The following is a 23,857-nucleotide window of genomic DNA, read 5'->3' on the forward strand; positions in this document are numbered from 1 at the left end:
ACCTACCGCTCCTTCACAATCATTTTTACAATTTTTTCAGGGTCTGCAATTTCAATGTCATCGGGAACGTTCTGGCCTACCGTAACATAAGACAAATGCTTTTGGGTTTTGTTGATAATGTTTAAAATAGCTCCGTATGTTGAAGTTTCATCAAGCTTAGTAAATACCAGCTTAGTAAGTGGAATATCGGAATAGCTGTTGATAATTTCCAGCATATCCTTGTATTTCGTTGTAGCGCTCAGCACCAGGAGAATTTCTGTTGCATCAGCCGCATCCAGATATGCTTTCAGTTCTGCCATTTGGGCAACATTTTTATGACTGCGTCCGGCCGTATCAATGAGAATTAAATCCTTGTCCGTATGTTGGCCGATAGAATCCCGCAGCTCCTCGGGTGTATAAACAACGTTAACAGGAATACCGATTATTTCTCCGTAAGTTTTTAACTGCTCTACAGCCGCAACTCTGTATGTATCAGCAGTTATCAGGGCAACCTTCTTTTTATCGACGATGGAAAAGGTGGCTGCCAGCTTGGCAATAGTTGTAGTTTTTCCTACCCCCGTGGGTCCGATCAGAGCCACAACCTGTTGATGCAATCCTTGCTTTTTAAAAGTGATAGGCTTGGGGCGGCGTAATATTTTTAACATGGACTGTTCCAGAGATTTCTTAAGTTTATGCCCTTCTACCGGTTCTTCGGCAGGATAAGTTTTTAAAAGCCCTTTTAGTATTTTCGCTGCCAGCGCCTCTTCCACTTCATTATCTATCAGTATCTGGTGGAACCTTTGCAGCGGCTCCGGCAGGCTTTTAGCATCCAAGTTAGCTTCCATCTGGCTTTTCATTTCATACATTAACATTTTCATTTCCTGTAGCTCCGCCTGCAAATCAGCGTTCCGTTCATCATCGACACCGCCGGCTTTTTCCTTAAAGGTAGCAAAGGAATGAACCTGAGCCTGGTTAGCAACCTTTTGCGCAGTAGGTTTGGGCTGCGAAACCGGAGAAATTGGATTATCTTCCACAGCGGCCGTTACTTCCACCATGGTTTTACCAAAAAAGCCGAAAAAACCGCCTTCTTTAAATTTCCGGGTATGTAAAATAACAGCATCTTTTCCCATATCCATTTTCACTTTCAGCATGGCATCCTGCAGATTTTCGGCAACATATCTCTTAACCCGCACTAAATGTTCACCACCCCAACGGATTCTACGTTAATCCTGTTATCAAGTTCGTTATAGGACAGTACTACCAGTTTAGGCATAAGTTTTTCCGTGAGCCGTTTAAAGTAAATCCTGACCACCGGTGCACATAAAATAATGGGCATGTATCCTTTTTCCGTAACCTGGGTAATCACATTCGACAGTTTTTCAAACAAAGCCTGTCCCTTGACAGGGTCTATCGCCACAAAAGACCCATGGTCAGTATGCTGGATAGAATCGCGAATTAACTGTTCCACAGCCGGGTCCAGAGTAATGACATGTAATTTTTCATTGCCGTCCAGGTACTGTTTTATAATCTGGCGTGACAACGCCTGCCTTACGTATTCCGTAAGCATTTCCGGGTCCTTTGTTACTTTCCCGTAATCAGCCAGCGTTTCCAAAATAGTAACCAAATCCCTGATAGCCACCCTTTCCCGCAACAGGTTGGCCAACACTTTCTGGACTTCTCCCAGGGAAAGTACCTGGGGTACCAGCTCTTCAACAACAGCCGGATAATTGCTCTTGATGTTATCAAGAAGTGTTTGGACATCTTGCCGGCTGAGGATTTCATGGGCGTGACTTTTAATAACTTCAGTTAGATGAGTGGCTACCACCGAAGACGGGTCAACAACGGTATAACCGGCTAATTCTGCCTGTTCCCGCAGGTTGGCAGGTATCCACTTGGCCGGCAAACCAAATGCCGGTTCCACGGTATCTATACCGGTTATCCCGTTTTCGGTAAGACCGGAACTCATTGCCAAATACCTATCCATTATTAATTCACCGCCGGCCACCTCAACACCTTTAATTTTTATCGAATAACAGTTGGGTTTTAACTGCATATTGTCCCGCATACGAATGGGTGGTAAAACAATGCCCAGTTCCAGCGCACACTGGCGGCGGATCATAACGACCCTGTCCAGCAGGTCACCGCCCTGCTGGGCATCTACCAAAGGAATAAGAGAATAACCCAGTTCCAGTTCCAGGGTATCTACGTGCAGCAAGCCCAGGACATTTTCCGGTTTCTTAATGTTTTCAATTTCTTCTTCCTGTTGTTTTTCTGATTGCAGTTGCGCCGTCTGCTGCTGAGTCCTATGTATACTGTAAGAAATGACGCCCATGACAGCGGCCAGGGCAATAAATGGAATAGCCGGCATTCCCAGAAAAGCTAGTAGAACCAAAGCGCCAGTAGCAATTGCCAGTACTTTCGGTTGCCGGAAAACCTGCCAGCCCACTTCGTGTCCCAGATCAGTATCGGAAGCGGCCCGCGTTACAATAATACCTGTGGCTGTAGATATGAGCAGGGCCGGGATCTGGCTTACCAGGCCATCACCTACAGTCAAAATGGTATATGTATTTAAAGCCTGGGTTACCGACATACCTTTTTGCAGAACCCCGATGATAAAACCACCAACTATGTTTATGACTACGATAATTATACCGGCAATGGCATCACCTTTGACAAATTTGGAAGCACCGTCCATGGCGCCATAAAAGTCGGCTTCCCGCTGAATTTTTTTGCGGCGTTCCTTGGCCTCTTCCTCAGAAATGAGTCCCGTGTTTAGGTCGGCATCTATAGCCATCTGCTTGCCCGGCATAGCATCCAGGGTAAAACGGGCAGCAACTTCCGACACCCTCTCCGCTCCCCGGGTAATGACAATAAATTGAATAATTATCAGGATAATGAAGATGACAAAACCTACAACAGCACTGCCACCCAGGACAAATTGGCCAAAAGTCTGAATAATCTCACCGGCAAAGCCTTGCAGCAAAATCAACCGGGTGGAAGAAACATTAAGAGATAATCTGAATAAGGTGGTAATTAATAAAAGGGATGGAAAAGACGAAAATTCAAGGGCCTCTTTGTTATATAACGCCACCAACAAAATAACCACGGCGACGGAAATATTAACCGTCAAGAGAATATCCAGCAACTGGGTAGGTATGGGAACAATCATCATGATAACCATTGCCAGAACCGCTACAGCAAAAACAATATCCAGGTGTTTCAAGCCTCTAATATTGATAGTATTGGAAGAGCTGGACATATGCGTTCCTCCTAAATCCTGCCTTTAAGCTTATATACAAAGGCCAACACTTCGGCTACGGCCTGATAGAGTTCCGCCGGAATGGATTCGCCTATTTCAACGGCGTTATATAAAGCCTGAGCCAGTGGTTTATTTTCAACCAAAATAACACCGTGTTCTTTAGCTACCTGTTTTATCCTTTGGGCCAGGTAATCTTGGCCCTTGGCCACAACCTCCGGAGCAGACATGGTATCGGCATCATATTTCAATGCCACAGCGTAATGAGTTGGGTTGGTAATTACCACATCGGCCTTGGGAACTGCCTGCATCATTCTGGCAAGAGACATCTGCTGTTGTTTTCGCCTGATAGCAGCTTTAACCTTCGGGTCCCCTTCCGTCTGTTTCAATTCCTCCTTGACTTCCTGTTTGGTCATTTTCAGGCTGCGCTCATATTCCCACCATTGATACCAGTAGTCAAACGCGGAGAATATCAGTAAACAAACAGCGATCTTAAATGCCATATTAAGAATCAACCGGCCTATAAACAAACTGGAAGCCCGAATATTCATGTCCAAAAGCTGGGGGAATTTGTTAAACTCAGATTTGTAACCGGCATAAGCAATGTATCCTACTATGGCCACTTTTACCAGGGATTTCACAAGTTCCACCAGCGACCTGGCGCCAAACATGCGCTTAATTCCGTTAATAGGGTTTAAAGCACTAATATTTGGCTTCAGCGGCTTGGTTGTAAATATAAAGCCTGATTGCAACAAGTTTGCGGCTACACCCGAAACCATTGCGATGCCTGCTATTGGCAGAACAGTCATGAAGCTTACCTTTATCGTAGAAAAGTATAATTGATGAGAGGTCCTGACGTTTAATACAAAGTCCTGGCTGCCCCACATCCTGTATATTTCCCTGAAAAATCCGGATAGCTGTTCAAGCATATAAGGGAAAAACAGTTTTATTGAAATAAAAGTCGCCAACAAGACAACAGCAGAGTTGAATTCCATACTTTTTAAAACCTGGCCTTCCTGCCTGGCCTTTTGTCTTTTCTTCGCTGTCGCCTTTTCAGTCTTTTCCTGGGCAAACAACTGCAGGTTAAGCGAAAGATGCCTGGGTTGGCGTTTGTGGATCATATAAACCTTCCCCTAATGCATAAGTTTTATCAGTTTCAGCAAGTCACTGTAGTTGGTTTCAAAAAGCATATCCAGGAAGAACATATAAAACGGCAAAATCAATACCAGGAGAATGATTCCGATGACTATCTTGGCCGGAATCCCTACCAGAAACACGTTCATCTGAGGTACCGTCCGGGCAATTATGCCAAGGGCAACTTCAGCCACCAGCAGTGCGCCGACTATTGGGACGGCCAGTTTAACGGATAATGCCAGAACATTACCAAACATGCCGATTAAGTATGTGGAAATGGCCTTGTTGGGCTGAAAACCCAGCAAAGGTATTACATCGTAGCTATGAAATAAAGCAGCAAATAAATAATTATAACTATTGGTAGTAAGATAAACTAAAATAGCAATCATATATTTAAAAGTTCCGACAAGAGGAACCGATATTCCACTTAACGGATCAACCACGTTTACCATGGCAAAACCTATGTGCATATCTATCTCCTGACCAGCTATATAAATCACACTGAATATAAGATAACTGGCGAAACCAATAATTAAGCCAATTACTAATTCACTTATCAACAGCAAGACAAAAGGAATAATCGATGTTGTCACCGTTGCCATTTGGGGATGTTTGGCCATAAATACAATTATACTTATAAGTACGATCAGGCCTGCTTTTACCTGCGTGGGCAGGTTCCGGGAGCTAAAAACGGGGGCTACCAGCAAAACACCGCTTACTCTGGCCATAACCACCAGAAATATGTCAACCCTGTTCAGCAAACTGGTTAAACTGTCCATGGCAGCCCTTCTTTCAATTACTTGATATATGATGGTAAATTTATGAATATATTGGAAGTGTATGATAAAAGTACGTCTAACATCCACGACCCAAAAAGTACAATGGCTCCCAATATCCCAAGGATTTTGGGTACGAATGTAAGGGTTTGCTCCTGAATGTGGGTGGCCGCCTGAAAAACGCTGATTATTACACCTATCAGTAAACTGGTAGCCAAAATAGGTGTGGAAATTAAGAGAAGCGTTATAAGGGCATCCCTTCCTATGCCAATTATAGTTTCCGGTGTCAAAATTTTACGCCTCCTATTGAAAACTCATAATCAGAGACCTTACTATGAGGTTCCATCCGTCGACCAAAACAAAGAGCAGTAACTTGAAGGGCAAAGAAATCATCATGGGCGGCAGCATGATCATACCCATGGACATTAAAGAACTGGCTATCACCATATCTATGACGATAAAAGGAATGTAAATCATAAAACCTATCTGAAAAGCCGTTTTTAATTCGCTTATTGTAAAGGCAGGAATTAAAACATAAGTCGGAACATCATCGTGTGTCCTAGGCCGTTTAATATTGGCCATTTTCACAAACAGGGCCAAATCCTTTTCCCGGGTCTGTTTGAACATAAAGTCCCGGACCGGTGTAACAGCCTTCTTTAAAGCCTGTTCCTGCGAGAGCTTTCCTGACAGGTAAGGCTGCAGCGCCTCCTTATTAACCTGGCTCCAGGTAGGCGCCATAATAAAAAAAGTTAAAAACAAGGCCAACCCGATAATAACCTGATTTGGTGGCGTAGTATGAGTAGACAATGCGCTGCGGACAAAAGACAGTACCACTACGACCCTTGTAAAAGCTGTAGTCATGATTAATATAGCCGGAGCCAAAGAAAGGATTGTGATAAGAAAAAGTATCTGCAAGCTCTTACTTACTTCCTGCGGGTTGGAAGAAGAATTTATATTTATGTCCACATTGGGCACCGGCACCGCCGGAGCAGCAAATACTTTTACAACCGGAGCGCTAAAAAACGATAACCCCAAAACTGCTATTGTCAGCGCTGAAAAGATTAATATTTTTCTAGCGCCCACACTATCCATTCTGGTCATCCTTTCCGGTAGGTTTGTTTTTTGTACTGTCTGCCAGGTTTTGTAGTTTCTTAATCTGTTCCTGGATGTGACTGCTGAAATTCGCCGCAGGTAAATTACCGACCCCGGTTTTAGATAATATAACTTCCCAAAACCTGGGTGGTATAATAGGTTGGCTTTCACGTTCCGCTGCCCTGGTCCTGAGTTCCTCGATTATTTTGCTGTCCTTAATTTCATATAAAAAATTAATGTTGTGATCGGTTACTCCCAGGACCAAGACCTTATCGGCCACGTCAACGATAAACAACCCCTTGTTCATGCCCAAAGCAAACTGGTCAAGTACGGAAATATTTTCACTGCTGCCCGTTATTTGGGCATTTTTCTTCAGAAAACGAATAGTCAAGTAAGCTAATCCACCAACTATAATCAGGCTAAGCATCAGTTTTACCAGCAGTGAAAACATGCTGGGCATGGGAGTAGGAACGGGGTCAATTTCGGTGTCTAAATTAAGCTTCTCCGATGCAGCCCAAACTATATTGCCGTTCAGCAAACAAAACAGGATACCGAAAAACAAAGTCTTAGCCGCATTCAATACTTTGGACAAGAACATGGCCCACACCCTTCCGGATTCAATTTAGCTAAGGGCCTTTCGGACAGCTTCCAATACTCTGTCAGGTTGAAAGGGCTTCACAATAAAGTCCCTGGCTCCGGCCTGGATGGCGTCAATGACCATTGGCTGTTGCCCCATGGCGCTGCACATAATTATATTTGCATTGGGATCGATTTTTTTTATCTCCTTTACTGCCGTAATGCCATCCATTTCCGGCATAGTGATGTCCATAGTAACCAAATCCGGCTTCAGTTCTTGATACTTTTCCACTGCTACCTGTCCGTTTTCTGCTTCACCCACGATTTCGTACCCGTTCTTGCTCAGAATATCTCTAATCATCATGCGCATAAAAGCTGCATCGTCTACAATGAGAATGCGCGTTCCCATAGGTTTCCTCCTTAACTGTTATTGTAGATTGGTTACCCTTTCCATCGGACTTACGATATCGGTAATTCTTATCCCAAAATTCTCATCTATAACAACGACCTCTCCCTTAGCCAAAAGCTTGCCGTTTACCATCAGGTCAACAGGTTCACCGGCCAGTTTGTCCAGCTCGACAACAGAACCTGGCGCCAGGTTGAGGATTTCCCTTATAGTTTTCTTGGCTTTACCGAGTTCTACAGTAATTTGCAGGGGTACGTCCATGATTAAATCGATAGTGGACGGAGTTTTTGGCTCAAAACCCATATTTAAGGGAGCAAATTGGGCCGGTTGCACTGGTACTGAATTGGCAGGCTTAACATTTCCCCCGCCGGTAAACCCTCCCAATTGGTATTGGGCATTACCGGTATCCTGTGCTATTGATTGAAGCGGTGCGTTTGGCTGTGAAGCTGCAGCCAACTGCTCCGTATATCCCGCATTGGTCGGGGTCTGAGTTTTGGCCGCAGCAGTTGCCGCCGCTTTTGCATGGGGAGCCTTCATATCATCCATCAATCTGCCCACCAGTTCCCTGGCAAAATCCAGAGGTATCAACTGCATCATTTCACTGTTTACCAGATCCTCAATGGTCATTTTAAAGGAAACCTTTACTATGGGTTCGTCAGGATTGGCCAGACGGCCCTTAAGTTCATCGGTGGCCAGATTGATCAAATCCACGGTAGGCGGCGAGATTTCCACCCTTTCCTTGATAATAGTGGAAAAAGCCGTTGAAGCAGAACCCATCATCTGGTTCATGGCTTCCGCTATGGCGCTTAAATGCATTTCTTCCAATTGAGCGGGCGGTGAAGTCCCATCACCCATCATCATTAAGTCCACGATTACACCGGCATCTCCGTCTTTGATGATCAAAACATTGGATCCCTTAATACCGGTCACATATTCCACATTCACCAACAAATACGGTAAAGGATAATCGTGGCGTAACCTGGCCGGGGTAGTAATTTCCACAACCGGAGTGGTAATTTCTACTTTCTTACCGAGTAGTGTTGACAACGCTGTAGCTGCCGAACCCATAACCATATTGGCAACTTCTCCCACAGCGTCTTTCTCCATATTGGTCAGTTCGTCACCGGTAGGTCCGGCGGCAGCTTGATGTGTTTCAGGTTCGCTGGCATTGATCGCTTCCTGAAAAGCATCTGACCTAAGCAAAGCATCTATTTCCTCTTGGGAGAGTACCCCGTCACTCATTATCTTCATCTCCTTCCTTTACAAGCCTGGTTATCTGTACAGCCAACCTGCTGCCAACCGTTCCAGGGCGTCCATAGAACTTTTTACGCTCGCCCACCATTATTTTCAATTCGTCAGTAGCCCTGTTATCAAGCTGGATTACATCTCCGGGCTGTAATTCGAGCAATTCACCCAACTTAATTGTGGTTTCACCCAAAACTGCGGATAGGGTGATTTTCGCTTTCTCCAACCTTCTCTGGGTACTTTGAATGTGCTCTGCGGTTACTGTTTTAGCTGTACCGGCAAACCAAAAATGCGCAGTCAATTTGCTGATTATTGGTTCCAACACAATAAACGGAATACAAAGGTTCATAATCCCTTCGGTTTCCCCGATGGTGGCATGGATGGAGATTAAGACCACCATTTCCGTGGGCGACACTATCTGAGTAAACAATGGGTTAGTCTCTATGACTTCCAGTTTCGGGTCAAATTCGATGATATTTTCCCACGCCTCTTTTAATATCTGCAAACAACGGATAATGACCTTCTCAATGACGGTCCGCTCAATGTCGGTAAGGCCGCGCATTTTTTCGGGCGCCTGACCGGGACCGCCAAACAAGCGATCCAAAATGGTGAAGGTCACATTGGGGTTAACCTCCAAAATAGCATTACCCGCAAGGGGTTCCATCATAAAAATGTTTAAAAGCGTCGGATTGGGCAGTGAACGAATGAATTCATCATAAGTAATCTGTTCAACTGAATGAACGTTCATGGTGACAACAGTTCTTAAATGGGCGGACAGGAACGTTGACAGCAAACGGGCAAAGTTCTCGTGAATAGCCTGCAGGGTATGAATCTGTTCTTTGGAAAATTTGTTGGGCCTTTTAAAATCGTATACCCTGATTTTTTTGTGGTCTTCTTTTTTGCTCTGTGTTTCGGAAGAGCCGCCGACTTCGCCCGCAGACAGCGCGCCGAGCAGCGCATCAATTTCTTCCTGGGATAAAATCTCGCTCACTCAGTTCACCTCCTGTCGCCGCTGACTACTGAATAACAAAGTATGTAAAGTATATCTCATCGATATTTCCAGTAACCAGGAGTTCGTTGATATTTTTTTTCAACCTGTCAGCCAGCTTATCCATACTCTTGGGTTCATTTAACGCATCGGCTGATTGTTCCCGCAGCACCTTGTTGATGGTATTCTGGATAGCAGGTAACTTGTTGGTGATTTCCGTTTCCAGTTCTTTGTTGGCAAAGGAGAAAACGATTTTCACCTTAATATACCTGGACCCGCCGGCCAAATTAGTCAAATATTCACCGGCGTCAAAGGTGGTGCCAATGTTATCGGTTTTTATCTTGGCATTGGTGTTATAAGTAGACCCATGCTGCGGCGCGGATACGGCAGCAAAACGCGCCACCGCGAAGGATATCCCGGCCGCCAGAATGATAATGGCAATACCGGCAATAATTAACTTGATGGTGCCGGCTGACGAGTTCTTGCCCTGCGGTTCCTGTTCCTCTTTTAAATCTTCTTCAGCCATTTTCGTCCCCCCGATCTAACTATGGTTTCTTTCTTATTCTTTTGCTGTATCAGCATCTTCGCTCAGAATTTCAGGCAGCCATTCTTTTTTTTGTTCCGGGCCGCAAACTATAAACCTGGTGCCAATGGAACGCCGGTACTCGAGGACTTTTTCTATAACCTCATCGACAGTATCCTGCAGCACCAGTTTCCGGCCTGTGGAAAGAGTCAACACTGTATCAGGAGTGGCCTCCACAAATTCAATAAGTTCCGCGTTTACCACAATTTCCCTGCCGTTCATCCTGGTTACCTTAACCATCTCCATAACCTCGCTTCCATATAGATTGGTTGGGGTAAGGGGTAACCCCTTACCCCAACCCTCCAGATGAATTATCTCTTCAGGTTAACCAGTTCCTGGAGCATTTCGTCGGACACGGTAATTATGCGGGAATTGGCCTGAAAACCTCTCTGGGTAATAATCATATCGGTAAATTCCTGGGACAGGTCCACATTGGACATTTCCAACTGGCCGGGCGAGATATTACCCCGGCCGCCGGAGCCGGCAGCGCCAATTTGTGCATTACCGGAGTTGTTAGACTGAACGTATAAGTTTTCTCCAGCTTTCATCAGACCTGCCGGGTTATTAAAGTTTGCCAGCGCTACTTGAGCCAAAGGTTTGGTTAAACCATTGGAAAATCTTCCGGTAATTATACCTGATTTATCGATGGCATATCCGTTTAAAACTCCTGAAGGATATCCGTCTTGACTATTCATGTCAGCATTGGATGAACCATTGAACTGAGTTAATTTTGTAAAGTCAATTTTAACTGTTATTGGCGTACTCGCGCCCACAGAACCGTTTAAATTTAAGTTAAGTGTGGATGTGCCGGGAGCGGGGCTATTGTAAGTGCCATCAGGATTAAACGTAATAACATTATTTGTCAGTGTAAAACTGGTAATTCCCGATGGAAGTGTGCCCAAGTCAAAGGTCCATTCATTGGTATTACTTTTGGTAAAAGTTGCCGGTATAGTGTATAAGTTCCCCAGCGAATCGTAAACCTCAATAGAAACATTCCGTACTGTACCTATTGCTGCACCGGCATCAAGATTATTTATGAAATCAATGTTGGCGGTCTGTTTAGGCTGGATAGACTGTCCTTTTGGAATGGTAATTCCCTGTATAGCTGTCGAGGTATCAATCTTGCCAGTATTATCTGCCAGCCACCCCTGTACTTTTAAACCGTTCGGGTATACTAAATTTCCCAGAGCATCAAAATCAAAATTGCCGGCCCTGGTGTAATACCTGTTCATGCCGTCTCCTACGATAAAGAACCCGTCTCCATCTACCATCATATCAGTAACCTTGCCGGTGGTTTCCGAACTGCCCTGGGTATGAATAGTATCTATGGTATTGATGGTCATACCGAGACCAACCTGCATGGGGTTGGTACCCCCCCTGGTAGTTGTCGGGGAAGAGGCGCCGCGGATATTCTGGCTCAACATATCCTGGAAAGTAACCCTGGATTTCTTATAGCCGATAGTATTAACATTGGCGATGTTATTGCCAATAACATCCATCCTGGTCTGGTGATTTCGCAATCCGGATACTCCGGCAAACATGGAACGCATCATAATGCAATCGACCTCCATATAAGCTATTCATTACTTAATTAGTCTGCACTTCACCGGCCGCCTCTGTCGTTCGGCGGCCCAGGGCTTCCTCATAGAGGTCCGGCCCGTTAAACAATAACTGCACTGTCTATATTCGTAAAGACATTTTCCTTCATGCTGGCGTCATCCACGGCCGTAATGACTGTTCGGTTCGTCACACTGACTATAAAAGCCATATTGTTCATCAAAACCAGCGAATCTCTTGCTCCCTTCTGAGCTGCCCGCTGAACCGCATCATTAAGCTTTTGCATATCGGCCGGACTTAGTTGAATATTCCTGGTGCTTAGCCGCTGCAGGGCATGCTGGGAAAACTTCACCGGCTCTTTGGCCATCTGCTGCAGCAGAATGTTTTGGAAGGACTGCGGCGCTTCAGCTCTGCCGCGCGGATCAGGCTGCTGTTTTTTGTGCGAAGGGTTGACAGGCAATATTGGTTGATTGAAGTACAATTTGTCTACCACTGTAATCCCTCCTTTTCAGCGCAAGTAATTACGAGCCTAATACCATAGAAATATATCCCAGGCCAATTTCCTTGCCGTTTACAACTACCTTTGGTTCCCCATCAACTATCTTCATTGCCGTTACAAACCCGGTCAGCGGTTCATTCTGGTCGGGCAGCGTAGCCTCCACCTGTTTTCCTATTAGACCGATAGCCTGGCTGATAGTAGATTCCCTGAAAAGGGTTTCCTGAAATTGCGCTAATTTGGCAAAACCATCGCTCATATTGGTCATCTGTTCCAGGGCGCTGAACTGGGCCATCTGGGCAATGAAGTCCTTGTTATCTGTGGGTTCCAATGGGTCCTGGTATTTTAACTGGGTCAACAGCAGTTTGAGAAAATCGTCTTTCCCCAGTACATTTTTTACCGTCCTGGATACCGCTTCCTGGTTCAGTGTTGAACCCGCATCAGATACATTATTTACTGTGGTCATTCTTTACGCACCTCCTTTAAACGGTATAGTCAATGGTGTTGTCATCATACATTAAATAGGAGTTATCCAGAATACTGCCGGCCGGCCGGTCGGTTACAGAAGCAACATAGAATTTTCTGTGCCCCTGTTTTTGTTTCCATTGGGATTCCCTTTCAAACAAGTTGTATTCCCTTTCTGAATTCAGGGCAACTTCAAGCTGGTCTACCTTAATCCCCTGGTCGGTCAGGTTTTGCCGTAAATTCGCCAGGTTGGATTCCAGCAGTTCTTTCACCTGTTGCGTATCGGCGGTGAATTTTGCCGTGATCAGACCGTTCTCAACTGTAATCTTCATCTGTAGTTTCCCCAGGGTTTCCGGTTTAAGTTGGATGGTAAATTCTGAGTGTCCCGGTATCTGAACCAACTTGGCCTTCTCGGCAATCATGTTCATGAGTGAATGGAAAACCTGTACGGCATCCTGTTGGCCGTTAAAGAATACCGGATTTGCAGCATACATGGAAAAATTATTCCCTGCCGCCTGGACAACCCATGTTTCACCCTGTATTCCACCGGCTAAATTTGCTTCAATATTTTTGATAAGTTTGTCAAAAATATTGGTAATCTTCCCTACCGAACGGCGCAGGTTGTCCAAAACGATTTCCGGATTTTGGGGCACCGAATTATCAGGTTTTCCGGCATCTTCGGCAATCCCTTGCCCTGGATTGGCGATTAATCCTTTGATTTCTGCCCTCAGCAGGTTTCCGGTCTTATTGATTTCTTGCGGGGGCATACCTTCGGCATTAACTTTTTGCGCGGGTATGCCTTCAACTGGATCCTGCTGTTTTAGGTGTAACCCTGCCAATAAAGCGCCTATTTGTTTTAGGTCTTTGGCGATGGCTGCAGTGTTTTCCCTGAACATACCGTCAAATTCCCGCAGGATATTGGCCATGCCACCATCGGAATGAACAGCATTTTTACCAGTCCTGTTAACGATGGCCTGCAGTTCCCCATTCAGTGTTTTAATATGCCGCAACAAATTGGTTATTTCCCACCCCAGGTAGACAACCAACCTGCCCACATTGGTACCGGTATCGGCGCCACGGGAATATGCGTCAATGGCCTGATCTGCAATATTTAATTGATTGGCCGAAGGGAACAAGAAAACCAGCGTTTCTGCAATATCCCGGATAATATCCATTAGTTCATTTAATGTTTGTTTAAACTCGGCTGCATTGGGCACCTTATCAAATGATACTGCACATGCAATGCCGGCAGATTCCAACATTTTCAACAGCTCCATTATCGCATCGGTCAGTTTGTCTTTTGTCAATATAATTTCTCTGGTTTCAGGATTTACCGGCACATCAGCAGAAACGGAAGTAATATCTCCGGCCTCTACCTGGCCCAACAGGTTTTGCAACAGCATGCCAAATCCGCCAGGCCCTTTGTTGCTCCGTACCTTATTCAGTTGACTGCCGATTCCACACCCGGCTCCATCGGTGGGATTAATCATAAAAGTTCCTACTGCTTGCATTTTCTCACCTCCTTTCACGAGGGATAGCGAACAGTTTTACAACCTTTATTTGCGCATCTGATCCACAATACTTGCTGCCTTCTTGGGGTCCATGGCGCTCAATATGGCTGTAACCTGTTCGTCCTCTAAATTTAGCAGGATCCCTATCGTTACATCATCAGGCAGGTTGTTCATGATTTGGGCCGCTTTGTCCGGTTTCATTTCTGCATAATACCTGCCCAGGCTTTCGTAACTAAGGGTCTGCCCTTCCTGCTGGGATTTCCATTCCTGTAAGGAGTCTACCGTATTCTGCAAAGACTGTTTATCTTTTGCCAGTTTTTTATTTTTCTCCTCGGCAACAGCAAGTTTGTGTTTAATATCCTCTATTTCCCCTGATAACTGTCTTTTTTGTCTGTCGAGTTGCTCTTTCAGTTGCCTGTTTTCCATGCGCAACTGCTCATTTTCCAGTTGTAGCGGGGATTTTTCAGATTGCTTATTATTGTCATCAGCAATGTATTTTCCGACTACCGGTATCTTTTGGCCCATTTTCTGAACATTTAACACGCCGGTAAAGTCCAAAGCCCACAAGACTGCTGCAATAAATCCAAAAATCAGAGCAAGGAGGAACAGAATCAACAGTATTTTTTTTAGTATGCGAAAGGGCTTACTGTGCAGAAACTTTGGCATCTATATAAAGGCCTCCTAAATGGGATTATCTTTAAGTATGAACCTGTTCGTGGCCATCTCGTCAATCAGCTTCTGTTCTTCCAGAAGTACTTCTCTTATGTACCGGTGATAGTAGCGGGCTTTTATTTTCTCCATTACCTTACGTTCTCTCATCACCGCGATTAATTGAGTTCTGACCCGATCCACCTCAGATCTTCTTTCTTCTACTTCAGCCTTCTGAATTTCAATTTTTTGTATAAGTACCGGAATAAAATCTTGACATCTTTTCACGTCTTCCAGGTTCACAGTCTTTTTCTGGCTACGCCTGACCTGTTCTTGTACCCATTCCATCTGTTTATAAAAGCTGTTTAGCACTTCCACACTGTTTTCGTAACTGCTTATAGCCCGTTGCAAAGCTTCCCTGGCCAGTTCTTCCTGTCGTAACTTAATATCAAGAGCCGTTTGCAGCCTGAAATTAAAAGGTTTCATGCCATATCATCCCTTTTCACGCTGTTTTTGCCATGCCTGTTATAGACAGCAACAACTCCAAGGCTTCATTAAAACTATATTGTTCCTTTACGTCCTGCTTTAGAAAATTTAAGGTATCATCCAGCTTTGATAATGCATAATCAATTTTGGGATTACTTCCCTTGTGATAGGCGCCTATATCAATTAGGTCTTTAGCATCCCGGTATGTAGCCAGGATGCTTTTTATTTCCTGAGCCGCTTTCCTATGTTCCTCGCTGACTATGTCCGGCATTACCCGGCTTACACTGGCCAGTATATCTATGGCAGGATACTGGTTTTGCATGGCCAAATCCCTGGATAACACTATGTGCCCGTCAAGTATTCCCCGGACTGCATCAGCAATTGGTTCGTTATGGTCATCTCCGTCAACCAGGACCGTATACAATCCGGTAATTGTCCCGTGGCGGGAAGTACCTGACCTTTCCAACAGTTTAGGCAACATGGCAAAAACTGAAGGAGTATATCCCCTGGTAGCAGGTGGTTCACCCACCGCCAGACCGACCTCCCTTTGCGCCATGGCAAACCTAGTGACCGAATCCATCATCAGCATGACATCCTTGCCCTGGTCACGGAAATACTCGGCTATACTGGTGGCTACCAGCGCGCCCTTTAACCTGACCAATGCAGGTTGGTCCGAAGTAGCTACAACCACAACAGACCGGCGCAATCCTTCTTCACCCAAATCTTTTTCCAGAAATTCTCTGACTTCACGACCTCGTTCGCCAATGAGGGCAATCACATTTATATCGGCGGCAGTATTTCTGGCGATCATCCCCAATAAAGTACTCTTACCAACGCCACTACCTGAAAAAATGCCTACCCGCTGGCCTTTTCCGCAGGTCAGCAATCCATCAACTGCTTTAACTCCTACTGATAATGGTTCGGTAATTCTCTTCCGTTCCAGGGGATTTGGCGGCGGTCCGCTTACCGGGTATTCTGTCTCCCATTCTATTGGCCCCAGGCCGTCAATAGGATTGCCCAATCCATCAATTACCCGGCCGAGCATTTTATTGCTTACGCCAATTTTAAATGAATGCCCGGTGGCTACAACTTCGCAACCCGGTCCGATACCGGTAAGGTCGCCCAAAGGCATGAGCAGTATCCTGTTTTCTTTAAAACCAACGACTTCTGCCTTTAACTTGCAATCACCCACATTGGGGTATATGTAGCAAAGTTCTCCCAGATTAGCTGACGGACCCTGTGATTCCACTACCAAACCTATTATCCGCGTAACCTGCCCATTAATTTTAATGGGGTCCAGATTAGCAAGAGCGGAAATATATTTATTTAAATCAACCATTGGAATTCACTTCCAGTAAAGACTGTTCTATTTCCCGAAGCTGGCGTTCCATTCGCGCATCAACGGTTCCGTTGGACGTCTCTATAACGCAGCCGCCCGGAAGAATATCGGGGTCCGCGAGAACTTTCATTTTTTTTATTCCTTTAGCAGAGGACATAATCTGTTCCTGGTCGTTTAGAACTTGCTCCAGATTTTGCGGATTGACACGCAGGGATATTTCCTCTCTGTCCCGCACTTTCTCCAGGGCTTTTTGCACCATCCCGACAATAAGGTCCTGATTCGTACTTATCTCGTGACCAATGATCTTTTTGGCTATAGCGACAGCCAATTGTATAATCTCATCTTCAGCCCCAAGAATAATTTTTTTTCTTTCTTCAATGGCATCCTCCAGGGTCTTTTGAGCTGCCAATAAGGTCCCTTTCATTTCTTCTTCTGCTTTTTTGGTCCCTTCTGCATGGCCAACCTGCCAACCATCGTTATAGCCCTGTTCCCTGATCTCCTTAAACTTTTCCTGCCCCTCCTTAACGAGGTTTTCCGCTTCTTCTTTCGCTTTTTTTACTATTTTTTCAGCCTCCTGCCGTGCTGTCTCGAGTAGTTCTTTAACCATTTCCTCCGTTTCCCTGATAATTTCTTCTGCCTGTCTGGTAACTTCCTGGAGGTCTATAGCTCCGGAGGTTTCTCCCCCAGCCGCTGCATTTGTTTCATCCGCTCGGGAAGCCGCCAATTCCAAAGCAGCTTTCCCATTTATGGCTGCAGTTTCCTCGGGATGAGAATAGGTATGGCTAATCAGCCGCGGACTCTCAAGTTTCAAATGTCCGGACTTGATTACCTTAGACAATTATCTCATCTCCCCCGCCTCTGGCAATAACTATTTCACCGGCTTCTTCAAGTTTCCTGATTACATTAACAATACGCTGCTGGGCTTCTTCCACATCTCTTAAACGCACCGGACCCATATACTCCATATCTTCCCTGAGCATGTCGGCAGCTCGCTTGGACATATTCCGGCTGACCTTGGCGGCCACTTCTTCACTGGAACCTTTGAGAGCCAGCGCCAAGTCTTTGCTGTCGACCTCGCGGAGAACTTGTTGAATAGCCCTGTCATCAAGCTGCACAATGTCCTCAAAGACAAACATCCTTTTCTTGATTTCTTCCGCCAGTTCCGGATCCTGTATCTCCAGGGATTCCATAATGGTTTTTTCCGTAGTTCGGTCCACCCTGTTCAGAATGTCTACCACATTCTGCACGCCTCCGGCGCTGGTAAAGTCCTCGGATACAACGGAAGAAAGCTTGCGTTCCAGCACGCGTTCTATTTCCCTGATTATTTCCGGCGAAGTACGGTCCATAATAGCGACCCGACGGGCCACATCAGCCTGTCTTTCTGCCGGTAGTGCTCCCAAAATAGCCGCCGCCTGTTCAGGCTCTAAATAAGCAATAATCAATGCAATGGTCTGCGGGTTTTCCGACTGGATGAAGTTTAATAACTGGGAAGGATCGGTTTTTCTCACAAAATCAAAGGGTTTTACTTGTAGGGTGGCCGTTAACCGGTTAATTATCTCCAGGGCTTTCTGGTTGCCCAGGGCCTTTTCCAAGACTTCTTTGGCATAATCTATGCCCCCGGAGGCAATATACTCCTTTGCTACCAACAGCTCGTGAAACTCGTTAATAATTTCCTCTTTCACTTCTGTAGGTACCTTACGTATGTTGGCTATTTCCAAGGTTAACTGCTCTATATCCTCGTCCCTTAAATGCTTAAATATTTGCGCTGATATTTCAGGGCCTAGGGAAATGAGTAAAATTGCAGCTTTTTGCTTTCCCGTTAAGCCTTTCGCCATTTATTCCACCTCTATTCTTCAGCCAACCAGGTTTTTAAGAGTTGCGCCACATCTGCCGGATTCTCCCCGGCAACTTTCTCTACCTGCTCCTTAATCCTGATCTTCTCTTTCTCTTCCGGTGTAAGTTCTTTTTCTTCGATTTCAATTATCTCTTCCATCGCCTTCAGCGGCAATGGCGTAGTAGCTATTTCTCCCAGTTCTTCCAGTTGTTCTTTTTTCAACATTCTCACTCTTAAAATTACAGCAACTATAATCAACAACAGTACAGCGCCCAACGACCCGAACAGGATAATGGTCTGTTTCCGGTCTGCCTGAGCCATCTCTCTGGCCATTTCCTGCTGATATTCGGTATTAAAGGGCATACCGATGACCGAAACCTGATCTCCCCTGGCTTTGTTGATTCCTGCTGCGTTCACAACAGCCTCTTCAATGGCTTTCTGCTGCTGCTGGTTTATGGCCTTATCTATCATTACGGAAACCGAGAGTCTCTTTACACTGCCCGGTGCAACCGTTTGAACCGTTTCTTCCTTATCATGGACATAGTTTCTGATCACATCGCTGCTGGAACTTTGGCTGTTGCTGTTTCCTCCCGTTGCCACATATCCGGGAATGTTACCGGCTGTTCCCGGCGTATTTTGCGGGGTGGCAGTGTTTGAGCTGCTGGAACTCTGTTCAGTTTTTTGTTCGCTTAAAACATGCTTGTCTCCATAGTTTTCCGTTTTCTTTTGTATCTGGTCAAAGTCAAGCTCTGCCCTGACGCGGCAAACAACCTTGCCAATACCGACCACTTTCTCCAGCATCGACTGCAAGGAACGCTGTAAATCTGCCTGGAAGGTTTTCTGTATTTCCAGTTGGGTCATGGAAAGTTTTTGCTGTTGGGCCTCTTTGCTAAAATCCAGCGATTCACTGAGAATATTGCCGTTCATATCCACTACTGTGACATTTTCGGGAGAAAGGCCCTCAACACTGTTAGCCACTAGCTTTACTAATCCTTTGACCTGGTTTTCATCTAAAGTTTTGGTAGGTTTTAACTGCAACCATACTGCAGCTGTGGCATTTTTCTGTTCTTCCAAAAAAAGAGAAGGTTCGGGTAGGACTATGTGGACGCGAGCCTTATCCACTTCGGAAAAGCGCTCAATGGTACGGGTCAATTCCCCCTGTAAAGCGCGTATGAATCTGGCCCGGCGATCAGTATCTGTCTCCCCGAACTTGGTTTGGTCAAAAGCCTCAAAGCCGACAACCCCCCCTGTCGGATACCCCTCACTGGAGAGGGAGATCCGCGTTTGGTCCACATCCTTACTTGGGACCAGGATAGTAGTTCCGCCATCGGCTAACTGGTAGGGTATTTTATTTTCTTTCAACCATTCCACGGTTTTTCCAGCATCTTGCGGGTCCAGTTGAGTGAATAAAGGCGCATAATCGGGTCGGGTAGCGCCCCTCACTAACACAGCCAGGGTTCCGACCAGAAAGAGGGCTGAGACGATAATGACAATCTTTTGGTTCCTGGTCATATTGTTCCACAGCCCTACTATTTTCGTTTTGAGTTGCAGCAAATACTCTCCCATTACAGCTGGTCCACCTCGTCTCACTCGATAAGGAATGTTGTTCTAACTAAGATTATACTTGCATGCGCATAATTTCCTGATATGCTTCCACTATTTTATTCCTTACCTGTAAAGTAAGCTCGAATGCCAAATTTGCTTTTTCAGCCGCTATCATAACATCATGAACATTTTCGATTTGCCCTGTAACCAGCTTCTGCTTCATTTCCTCTGATTGAACCTGCAGGTTGTTAACTTCGTTGAGAGCTTTTTTCAAAAACTCACCAAAAGATACCGTTTCTGAATTATCCTCATTAGTCGGCCGGGAATCAGTCAATACAACCGGCTGCGCGGTAAGAAGCTGATCTATTTTCATTGAAAAACCTCCTAACGTCCGATTTCCATAGCTTTCGCAAACATTTCCTTTGTAGCTCTAATGGATGCTACATTTGCTTCATAGGCACGGGTAGCGGAAATCATATCCACCATCTCCGTAACTATGTTCACATTGGGCATTTCCACATATCCCTGTGCGTTGGCATCAGGATGGTTCGGATTATAGACAAGTTTTAAAGGTGACTGGTCTTCAATAATTTTCGTCACCCTGACTCCCTTACCGGGCGATACACTGTCTAACCGCTCCTGAAATACCTTATCAAAATCACCGTTTTTTGCCTCAAAAACAGCTAACTTTCTCCTGTATGGCCCCCCGGAAGCCGTCCGGGTAGTATTAACATTGGCAATATTTTCAGAAATCAGGTCCATTCTCAACCTTTGTGCTGTTAAACCGGAAGCGCTGATATCAAAGGAATCAAACATACCCATATTTTATTTACCCCCTTCCGTTGATGGCCATCCTAAGTTTTTTGAAATCTCCATTAATACCGTTAATCAGGAACTCATACATGATCTGATTTTTGGCCAAAGCAGCAGTTTCTTTATCTATATCTACGTTGTTATCATCGTTTCTCATGGTTGTATCGGTGTCCCGAACAAATCGGGGATTAATTTCTATTGGTTTTTTACCGCCGATGGGTATATGCCTGGGGTCTGAGGTCAATCCTTGTAACCTGCCATTTGCAGCCATAGCTTTCTTCAACTCTTCTTCAAAAGCCACGTCCACGCGTTTATAGCCGGGAGTATCGACATTGGCCATGTTATTAGCAATAGCTTCATTTCTCATACTGGCGGCATCTAGAGCCCGCTGCAGCAGACCCATAGTATCGGATGTGATAAGTTTCTCTATCACCTTTAAACGCCTCCTATAAAATAAAATCCAAACTGAGGGAAACCGCAGTTTGGTTCTACTAAACGCAAACCCTCCTTCGGCAACCCGGCAACCATTGCGTTATGTCGCTTTAGGCCCGTAGTTTTGCGCCTTTATCTTTCGATAAAGTTGCCCTTATCAAAGTTAGGTACTGCTTTTGTTCATGGTAATGATACACTATGTGAGGAAAACTTTACAAAGCATTAATCCTATATTTCGTCATATTTTTGTGAATTCCTACTTTAAGTTGTAGATTTTTAGACTTTTTTCGCTAATCTATCTGAAGTTTATACAACATCTCTCACTGTTTTTTATATTTCGTCATATTTACTTAAAATCCTTTTTTTAGCAAATCTGTTGACAAAAAAATAAACCATAGAAGATCTATGGTTTACTGTCAATCAATAATATGGATCAATCAATGCTTAAGCTTTTGCAATTCGTCCAATAAACGTTCGTTTAAAATCCTTATATAGGTGCCTTTCATGCCGAGGGATTTAGACTCGATGACTCCGGCGCTTTCAAACTTCCTGAGAGCGTTAACAATTACTGATCTGGTTATTCCTACCCGGTCAGCAATTTTACTCGCCACAAGCAATCCCTCATCGCCTTCAAGCTCGTCGAAAATATGTTCAATTGCTTCTAATTCGGAATAAGACAAGGTACCCAGTGCAATTTGCACGGCAGCCTTCTTGCGAGCTTCTTCCTCGACCCTTTCAGCTTTAATGCGCAAAATTTCCATACCAACAACGGTAGCGCCATATTCAGCCAAAACCAAGTCTTCGTCAGTAAAGTTTTCGTCACTTTTGGCCAATAAAAGAGTGCCTAACCTTTCGCCGCCGCCGACAACGGGAACAATCGTCATTACCTTTTCAGTAAATACACATTCTTGGGCATCGTCGAATACACAAACATTGCCTTTCTGCTGAAAATTGGCCCTGGTTTCGTTCACCCGGAGCAGCGATTCATTATAGGCTTCCGGGAACCGGTCCGAACTCTCGATTAAGTCTTTCATGGTTTGACAAGCAAAGTTATCCATGAAAGCACAGCCCAGAATTTTACCGCGGCGGCCTATAATATAAGTATTTGCCCTTATGTTTTCAGTCAATACGTCAGCCATTTCCTGAAAGTCTACCGGATGTCCTGCGGCTTTTTGAAGAAGTTTGTTAATACATCTGGTTTTTTCTAACAAATTCCTCATTACTTGTCCCCCTTAAAGGTAAAATTGACAGCGTATTGTATAAATACTACAAAATGTACCTGCTCAAATCACGATTGTGTATTACTTCACTAAGTTTTTCCTGAACATACTTTTCATCAATTACGACAACTTTTTGGTCGGTATCAGGCGCCTCATAGGCAATGTCTTCAAGTAATTTCTCTAAAATTGTATGAAGACGTCGAGCCCCGATGTTTTCTGTCTGTTCATTAACAGTATAAGCTATTTTTGCAATTTCATCAAGAGAATTTTCTGTAAATTTCAACATGATTCCTTCTGTTTCCAACAAAGCCTTATATTGCTTAATTATAGCATTTTGGGGGGCGATGAGGATTTGTTTAAAGTCTTCTTCGGTCAAACTTTCTAATTCAACCCTAATGGGAAATCGGCCCTGTAACTCAGGAATTAAATCGGACGGTTTGGCTATATGAAAAGCCCCGGCAGCAATAAATAAAATGTGGTCAGTTTTTACTGCCCCATATTTTGTCATAACTGTTGAACCTTCTACTATGGGCAATATATCTCTCTGCACCCCGCCTCTGGAAACATCTGGCCCGGCGCCGCCGTCCCGGGCAGCAATTTTATCAATTTCATCCAAAAAAATAATGCCTGATTGCTCGGCCCTTTCTATGGCCTGAGAAATAACTTCATCCATATCGATTAACTTCTGGGCTTCCTGGTTGGTTAAAATTTTTCGGGCCTCTTCTACAGTAGTTTTACGTTTTTTCTTTCTTTTGGGGAGTATGCCACCGAGAATATCCTGGATGTTGATGCCCATTTCTTCGACTCCGGCCCCGGAAAAAACTTCTACTGTAGGCACGTTGGTATCTTCAACTTCTATTTCTATGTACTCGTGTTCCAATTCACCCTTCTGCAGTTTTTCCCAAAGTATGTCCCGCTCCCGCTGGACCTGGTTCACTCTCTCAGTAAATGCCTGTTCCTGTGCCTGGTCATCATTTCTTTGTCCACCGCCGAAAAGGGCTTCAAAGGGGTTTTTTAATCCCATTTCCCTTTCCGGCAGGGGGGCCAAGATGTCCAGAATTCTTTTTTCAGCCATAACCCTGGCCTTTTCTTCCACTTCGGCCATTTTCTCCTGCTTAACCATCCTGATGGAAGTCTCCACCAGATCCCTGACCATAGATTCCACATCCCTGCCCACGTATCCCACTTCGGTAAATTTTGTTGCTTCTACCTTGACAAAGGGGGCATTTACCAGTTTGGCCAGGCGCCTGGCAATTTCCGTCTTTCCTACACCGGTAGGGCCAATCATTATTATGTTTTTGGGAACAACTTCATCTCTTAATTCCGGGGGGAGTTTTTTTCGGCGGTACCTGTTTCGCAACGCTACCGCAACAGACCGTTTTGCTTTATGCTGGCCAACAATAAACTTATCCAGTTCCTCGACAATTTGTTTTGGTGTCAAATCCTGCACCAAAATCCCTCCTAAAACTAGTTTTT

General features: G+C 44.9%; 27 protein-coding genes and 1 riboswitch. All 27 genes read right to left on the bottom strand.

Going from position 1 to position 23,857, the window contains the following annotated elements; genetic code table 11:
• Positions 1-2 precede the first annotated feature (2 nt).
• Positions 3-1,172 (bottom strand): flagellar biosynthesis GTPase FlhF, encoded by a 1,170-nt coding sequence (flhF, locus tag Tfer_RS02650; RefSeq protein WP_052216761.1) that lies wholly within the window; start codon positions 1,170-1,172, stop codon positions 3-5.
• Positions 1,172-3,238 carry a flagellar biosynthesis protein FlhA gene (flhA, locus tag Tfer_RS02655; RefSeq protein ID WP_052216762.1) on the bottom strand — a complete coding sequence of 689 codons (2,067 nt, stop codon included), beginning with the start codon at positions 3,236-3,238 and terminating at the stop codon, positions 1,172-1,174. Before flhA ends, flhF begins: the two co-directional genes overlap by 1 nt.
• A gap of 11 nt (positions 3,239-3,249) precedes the next feature.
• Entirely contained in the window at positions 3,250-4,356 is a 1,107-nt protein-coding gene (gene flhB / locus Tfer_RS02660; RefSeq protein ID WP_052216763.1) for a flagellar biosynthesis protein FlhB, read from the bottom strand.
• Positions 4,357-4,368: 12 nt separating this feature from the next.
• On the bottom strand, positions 4,369-5,148 hold the full coding sequence (fliR, locus tag Tfer_RS02665; RefSeq protein WP_052216764.1) for a flagellar biosynthetic protein FliR: 780 nt from the start codon (positions 5,146-5,148) through the stop codon (positions 4,369-4,371).
• 17 nt (positions 5,149-5,165) lie between these two features.
• Positions 5,166-5,435 (bottom strand): flagellar biosynthesis protein FliQ, encoded by a 270-nt coding sequence (gene fliQ, locus Tfer_RS02670; RefSeq protein WP_052216765.1) that lies wholly within the window; start codon positions 5,433-5,435, stop codon positions 5,166-5,168.
• A 13-nt stretch (positions 5,436-5,448) separates the two neighbouring features.
• Positions 5,449-6,237 carry a flagellar type III secretion system pore protein FliP gene (fliP, locus tag Tfer_RS02675; protein WP_052216766.1) on the bottom strand — a complete coding sequence of 263 codons (789 nt, stop codon included), beginning with the start codon at positions 6,235-6,237 and terminating at the stop codon, positions 5,449-5,451.
• The gene (fliO, locus tag Tfer_RS02680) at positions 6,230-6,835 is read right to left on the bottom strand and encodes a flagellar biosynthetic protein FliO (protein WP_052216767.1); all 606 of its coding nucleotides are present in this window, start codon (positions 6,833-6,835) and stop codon (positions 6,230-6,232) included. The genes fliP and fliO overlap by 8 nt, the downstream gene beginning before the upstream one ends.
• 24 nt (positions 6,836-6,859) lie before the next feature.
• Positions 6,860-7,222, bottom strand: a complete 363-nt coding sequence (locus Tfer_RS02685; protein ID WP_013120396.1) for a response regulator — start codon at positions 7,220-7,222, stop codon at positions 6,860-6,862.
• Positions 7,223-7,240: 18 nt separating this feature from the next.
• On the bottom strand, positions 7,241-8,461 hold the full coding sequence (gene fliY / locus Tfer_RS02690) for a flagellar motor switch phosphatase FliY (RefSeq protein ID WP_052216768.1): 1,221 nt from the start codon (positions 8,459-8,461) through the stop codon (positions 7,241-7,243).
• A complete protein-coding gene (gene fliM, locus Tfer_RS02695) occupies positions 8,454-9,455 on the bottom strand; it encodes a flagellar motor switch protein FliM (RefSeq protein WP_052216770.1) in 1,002 nt (333 codons plus the stop codon). The genes fliY and fliM overlap by 8 nt, the downstream gene beginning before the upstream one ends.
• Positions 9,456-9,480: 25 nt before the next feature.
• Positions 9,481-9,978 (bottom strand): flagellar basal body-associated FliL family protein, encoded by a 498-nt coding sequence (locus tag Tfer_RS02700; RefSeq protein ID WP_052216771.1) that lies wholly within the window; start codon positions 9,976-9,978, stop codon positions 9,481-9,483.
• Positions 9,979-10,011: 33 nt separating this feature from the next.
• Entirely contained in the window at positions 10,012-10,281 is a 270-nt protein-coding gene (locus Tfer_RS02705; RefSeq protein ID WP_242843540.1) for a flagellar FlbD family protein, read from the bottom strand.
• A 65-nt stretch (positions 10,282-10,346) separates the two neighbouring features.
• Positions 10,347-11,588: a flagellar hook protein FlgE gene (locus Tfer_RS02710; RefSeq protein WP_052216772.1), complete on the bottom strand. Its 1,242-nt coding sequence runs from the start codon at positions 11,586-11,588 to the stop codon at positions 10,347-10,349.
• Between the two features lie 107 nt (positions 11,589-11,695).
• Positions 11,696-12,085 (bottom strand): TIGR02530 family flagellar biosynthesis protein, encoded by a 390-nt coding sequence (locus Tfer_RS02715; RefSeq protein ID WP_052216773.1) that lies wholly within the window; start codon positions 12,083-12,085, stop codon positions 11,696-11,698.
• Positions 12,086-12,113: 28 nt separating this feature from the next.
• A complete protein-coding gene (locus Tfer_RS02720) occupies positions 12,114-12,554 on the bottom strand; it encodes a flagellar hook capping FlgD N-terminal domain-containing protein (RefSeq protein ID WP_052216774.1) in 441 nt (146 codons plus the stop codon).
• A 16-nt stretch (positions 12,555-12,570) separates the two neighbouring features.
• Positions 12,571-14,064, bottom strand: coding sequence for a flagellar hook-length control protein FliK (locus Tfer_RS02725; protein ID WP_052216775.1), 1,494 nt, complete (start codon positions 14,062-14,064; stop codon positions 12,571-12,573).
• 45 nt (positions 14,065-14,109) lie between these two features.
• Positions 14,110-14,730: a MotE family protein gene (locus tag Tfer_RS02730; RefSeq protein ID WP_052216776.1), complete on the bottom strand. Its 621-nt coding sequence runs from the start codon at positions 14,728-14,730 to the stop codon at positions 14,110-14,112.
• Between the two features lie 15 nt (positions 14,731-14,745).
• Positions 14,746-15,198 carry a flagellar export protein FliJ gene (gene fliJ, locus Tfer_RS02735; RefSeq protein WP_052216777.1) on the bottom strand — a complete coding sequence of 151 codons (453 nt, stop codon included), beginning with the start codon at positions 15,196-15,198 and terminating at the stop codon, positions 14,746-14,748.
• 16 nt (positions 15,199-15,214) lie between these two features.
• On the bottom strand, positions 15,215-16,537 hold the full coding sequence (gene fliI / locus Tfer_RS02740) for a flagellar protein export ATPase FliI (RefSeq protein WP_052216778.1): 1,323 nt from the start codon (positions 16,535-16,537) through the stop codon (positions 15,215-15,217).
• Positions 16,530-17,375 (bottom strand): FliH/SctL family protein, encoded by an 846-nt coding sequence (locus Tfer_RS02745; protein WP_052216779.1) that lies wholly within the window; start codon positions 17,373-17,375, stop codon positions 16,530-16,532. Before Tfer_RS02745 ends, fliI begins: the two co-directional genes overlap by 8 nt.
• Entirely contained in the window at positions 17,368-18,372 is a 1,005-nt protein-coding gene (fliG, locus tag Tfer_RS02750) for a flagellar motor switch protein FliG (RefSeq protein ID WP_052216780.1), read from the bottom strand. Before fliG ends, Tfer_RS02745 begins: the two co-directional genes overlap by 8 nt.
• Before the next feature lie 11 nt (positions 18,373-18,383).
• Complete coding sequence (gene fliF, locus Tfer_RS02755; protein ID WP_052216781.1) at positions 18,384-19,937, bottom strand: flagellar basal-body MS-ring/collar protein FliF; 1,554 nt, start codon at positions 19,935-19,937, stop codon at positions 18,384-18,386.
• A 52-nt stretch (positions 19,938-19,989) separates the two neighbouring features.
• Positions 19,990-20,289, bottom strand: a complete 300-nt coding sequence (fliE, locus tag Tfer_RS02760) for a flagellar hook-basal body complex protein FliE (RefSeq protein WP_013120411.1) — start codon at positions 20,287-20,289, stop codon at positions 19,990-19,992.
• An 11-nt stretch (positions 20,290-20,300) separates the two neighbouring features.
• The gene (gene flgC, locus Tfer_RS02765; RefSeq protein WP_013120412.1) at positions 20,301-20,738 is read right to left on the bottom strand and encodes a flagellar basal body rod protein FlgC; all 438 of its coding nucleotides are present in this window, start codon (positions 20,736-20,738) and stop codon (positions 20,301-20,303) included.
• Between the two features lie 7 nt (positions 20,739-20,745).
• Positions 20,746-21,162: a flagellar basal body rod protein FlgB gene (gene flgB, locus Tfer_RS02770; RefSeq protein WP_013120413.1), complete on the bottom strand. Its 417-nt coding sequence runs from the start codon at positions 21,160-21,162 to the stop codon at positions 20,746-20,748.
• Between the two features lie 75 nt (positions 21,163-21,237).
• Positions 21,238-21,324: riboswitch (cyclic di-GMP riboswitch) on the bottom strand.
• Between the two features lie 274 nt (positions 21,325-21,598).
• A complete protein-coding gene (gene codY / locus Tfer_RS02775) occupies positions 21,599-22,381 on the bottom strand; it encodes a GTP-sensing pleiotropic transcriptional regulator CodY (RefSeq protein ID WP_052216782.1) in 783 nt (260 codons plus the stop codon).
• Positions 22,382-22,427: 46 nt separating this feature from the next.
• Positions 22,428-23,831 carry an ATP-dependent protease ATPase subunit HslU gene (gene hslU, locus Tfer_RS02780; protein WP_013120415.1) on the bottom strand — a complete coding sequence of 468 codons (1,404 nt, stop codon included), beginning with the start codon at positions 23,829-23,831 and terminating at the stop codon, positions 22,428-22,430.
• Positions 23,832-23,857 lie beyond the last annotated feature (26 nt).

The organism is Thermincola ferriacetica, assembly GCF_001263415.1.
Lineage (GTDB): Bacteria > Bacillota > Thermincolia > Thermincolales > Thermincolaceae > Thermincola > Thermincola ferriacetica.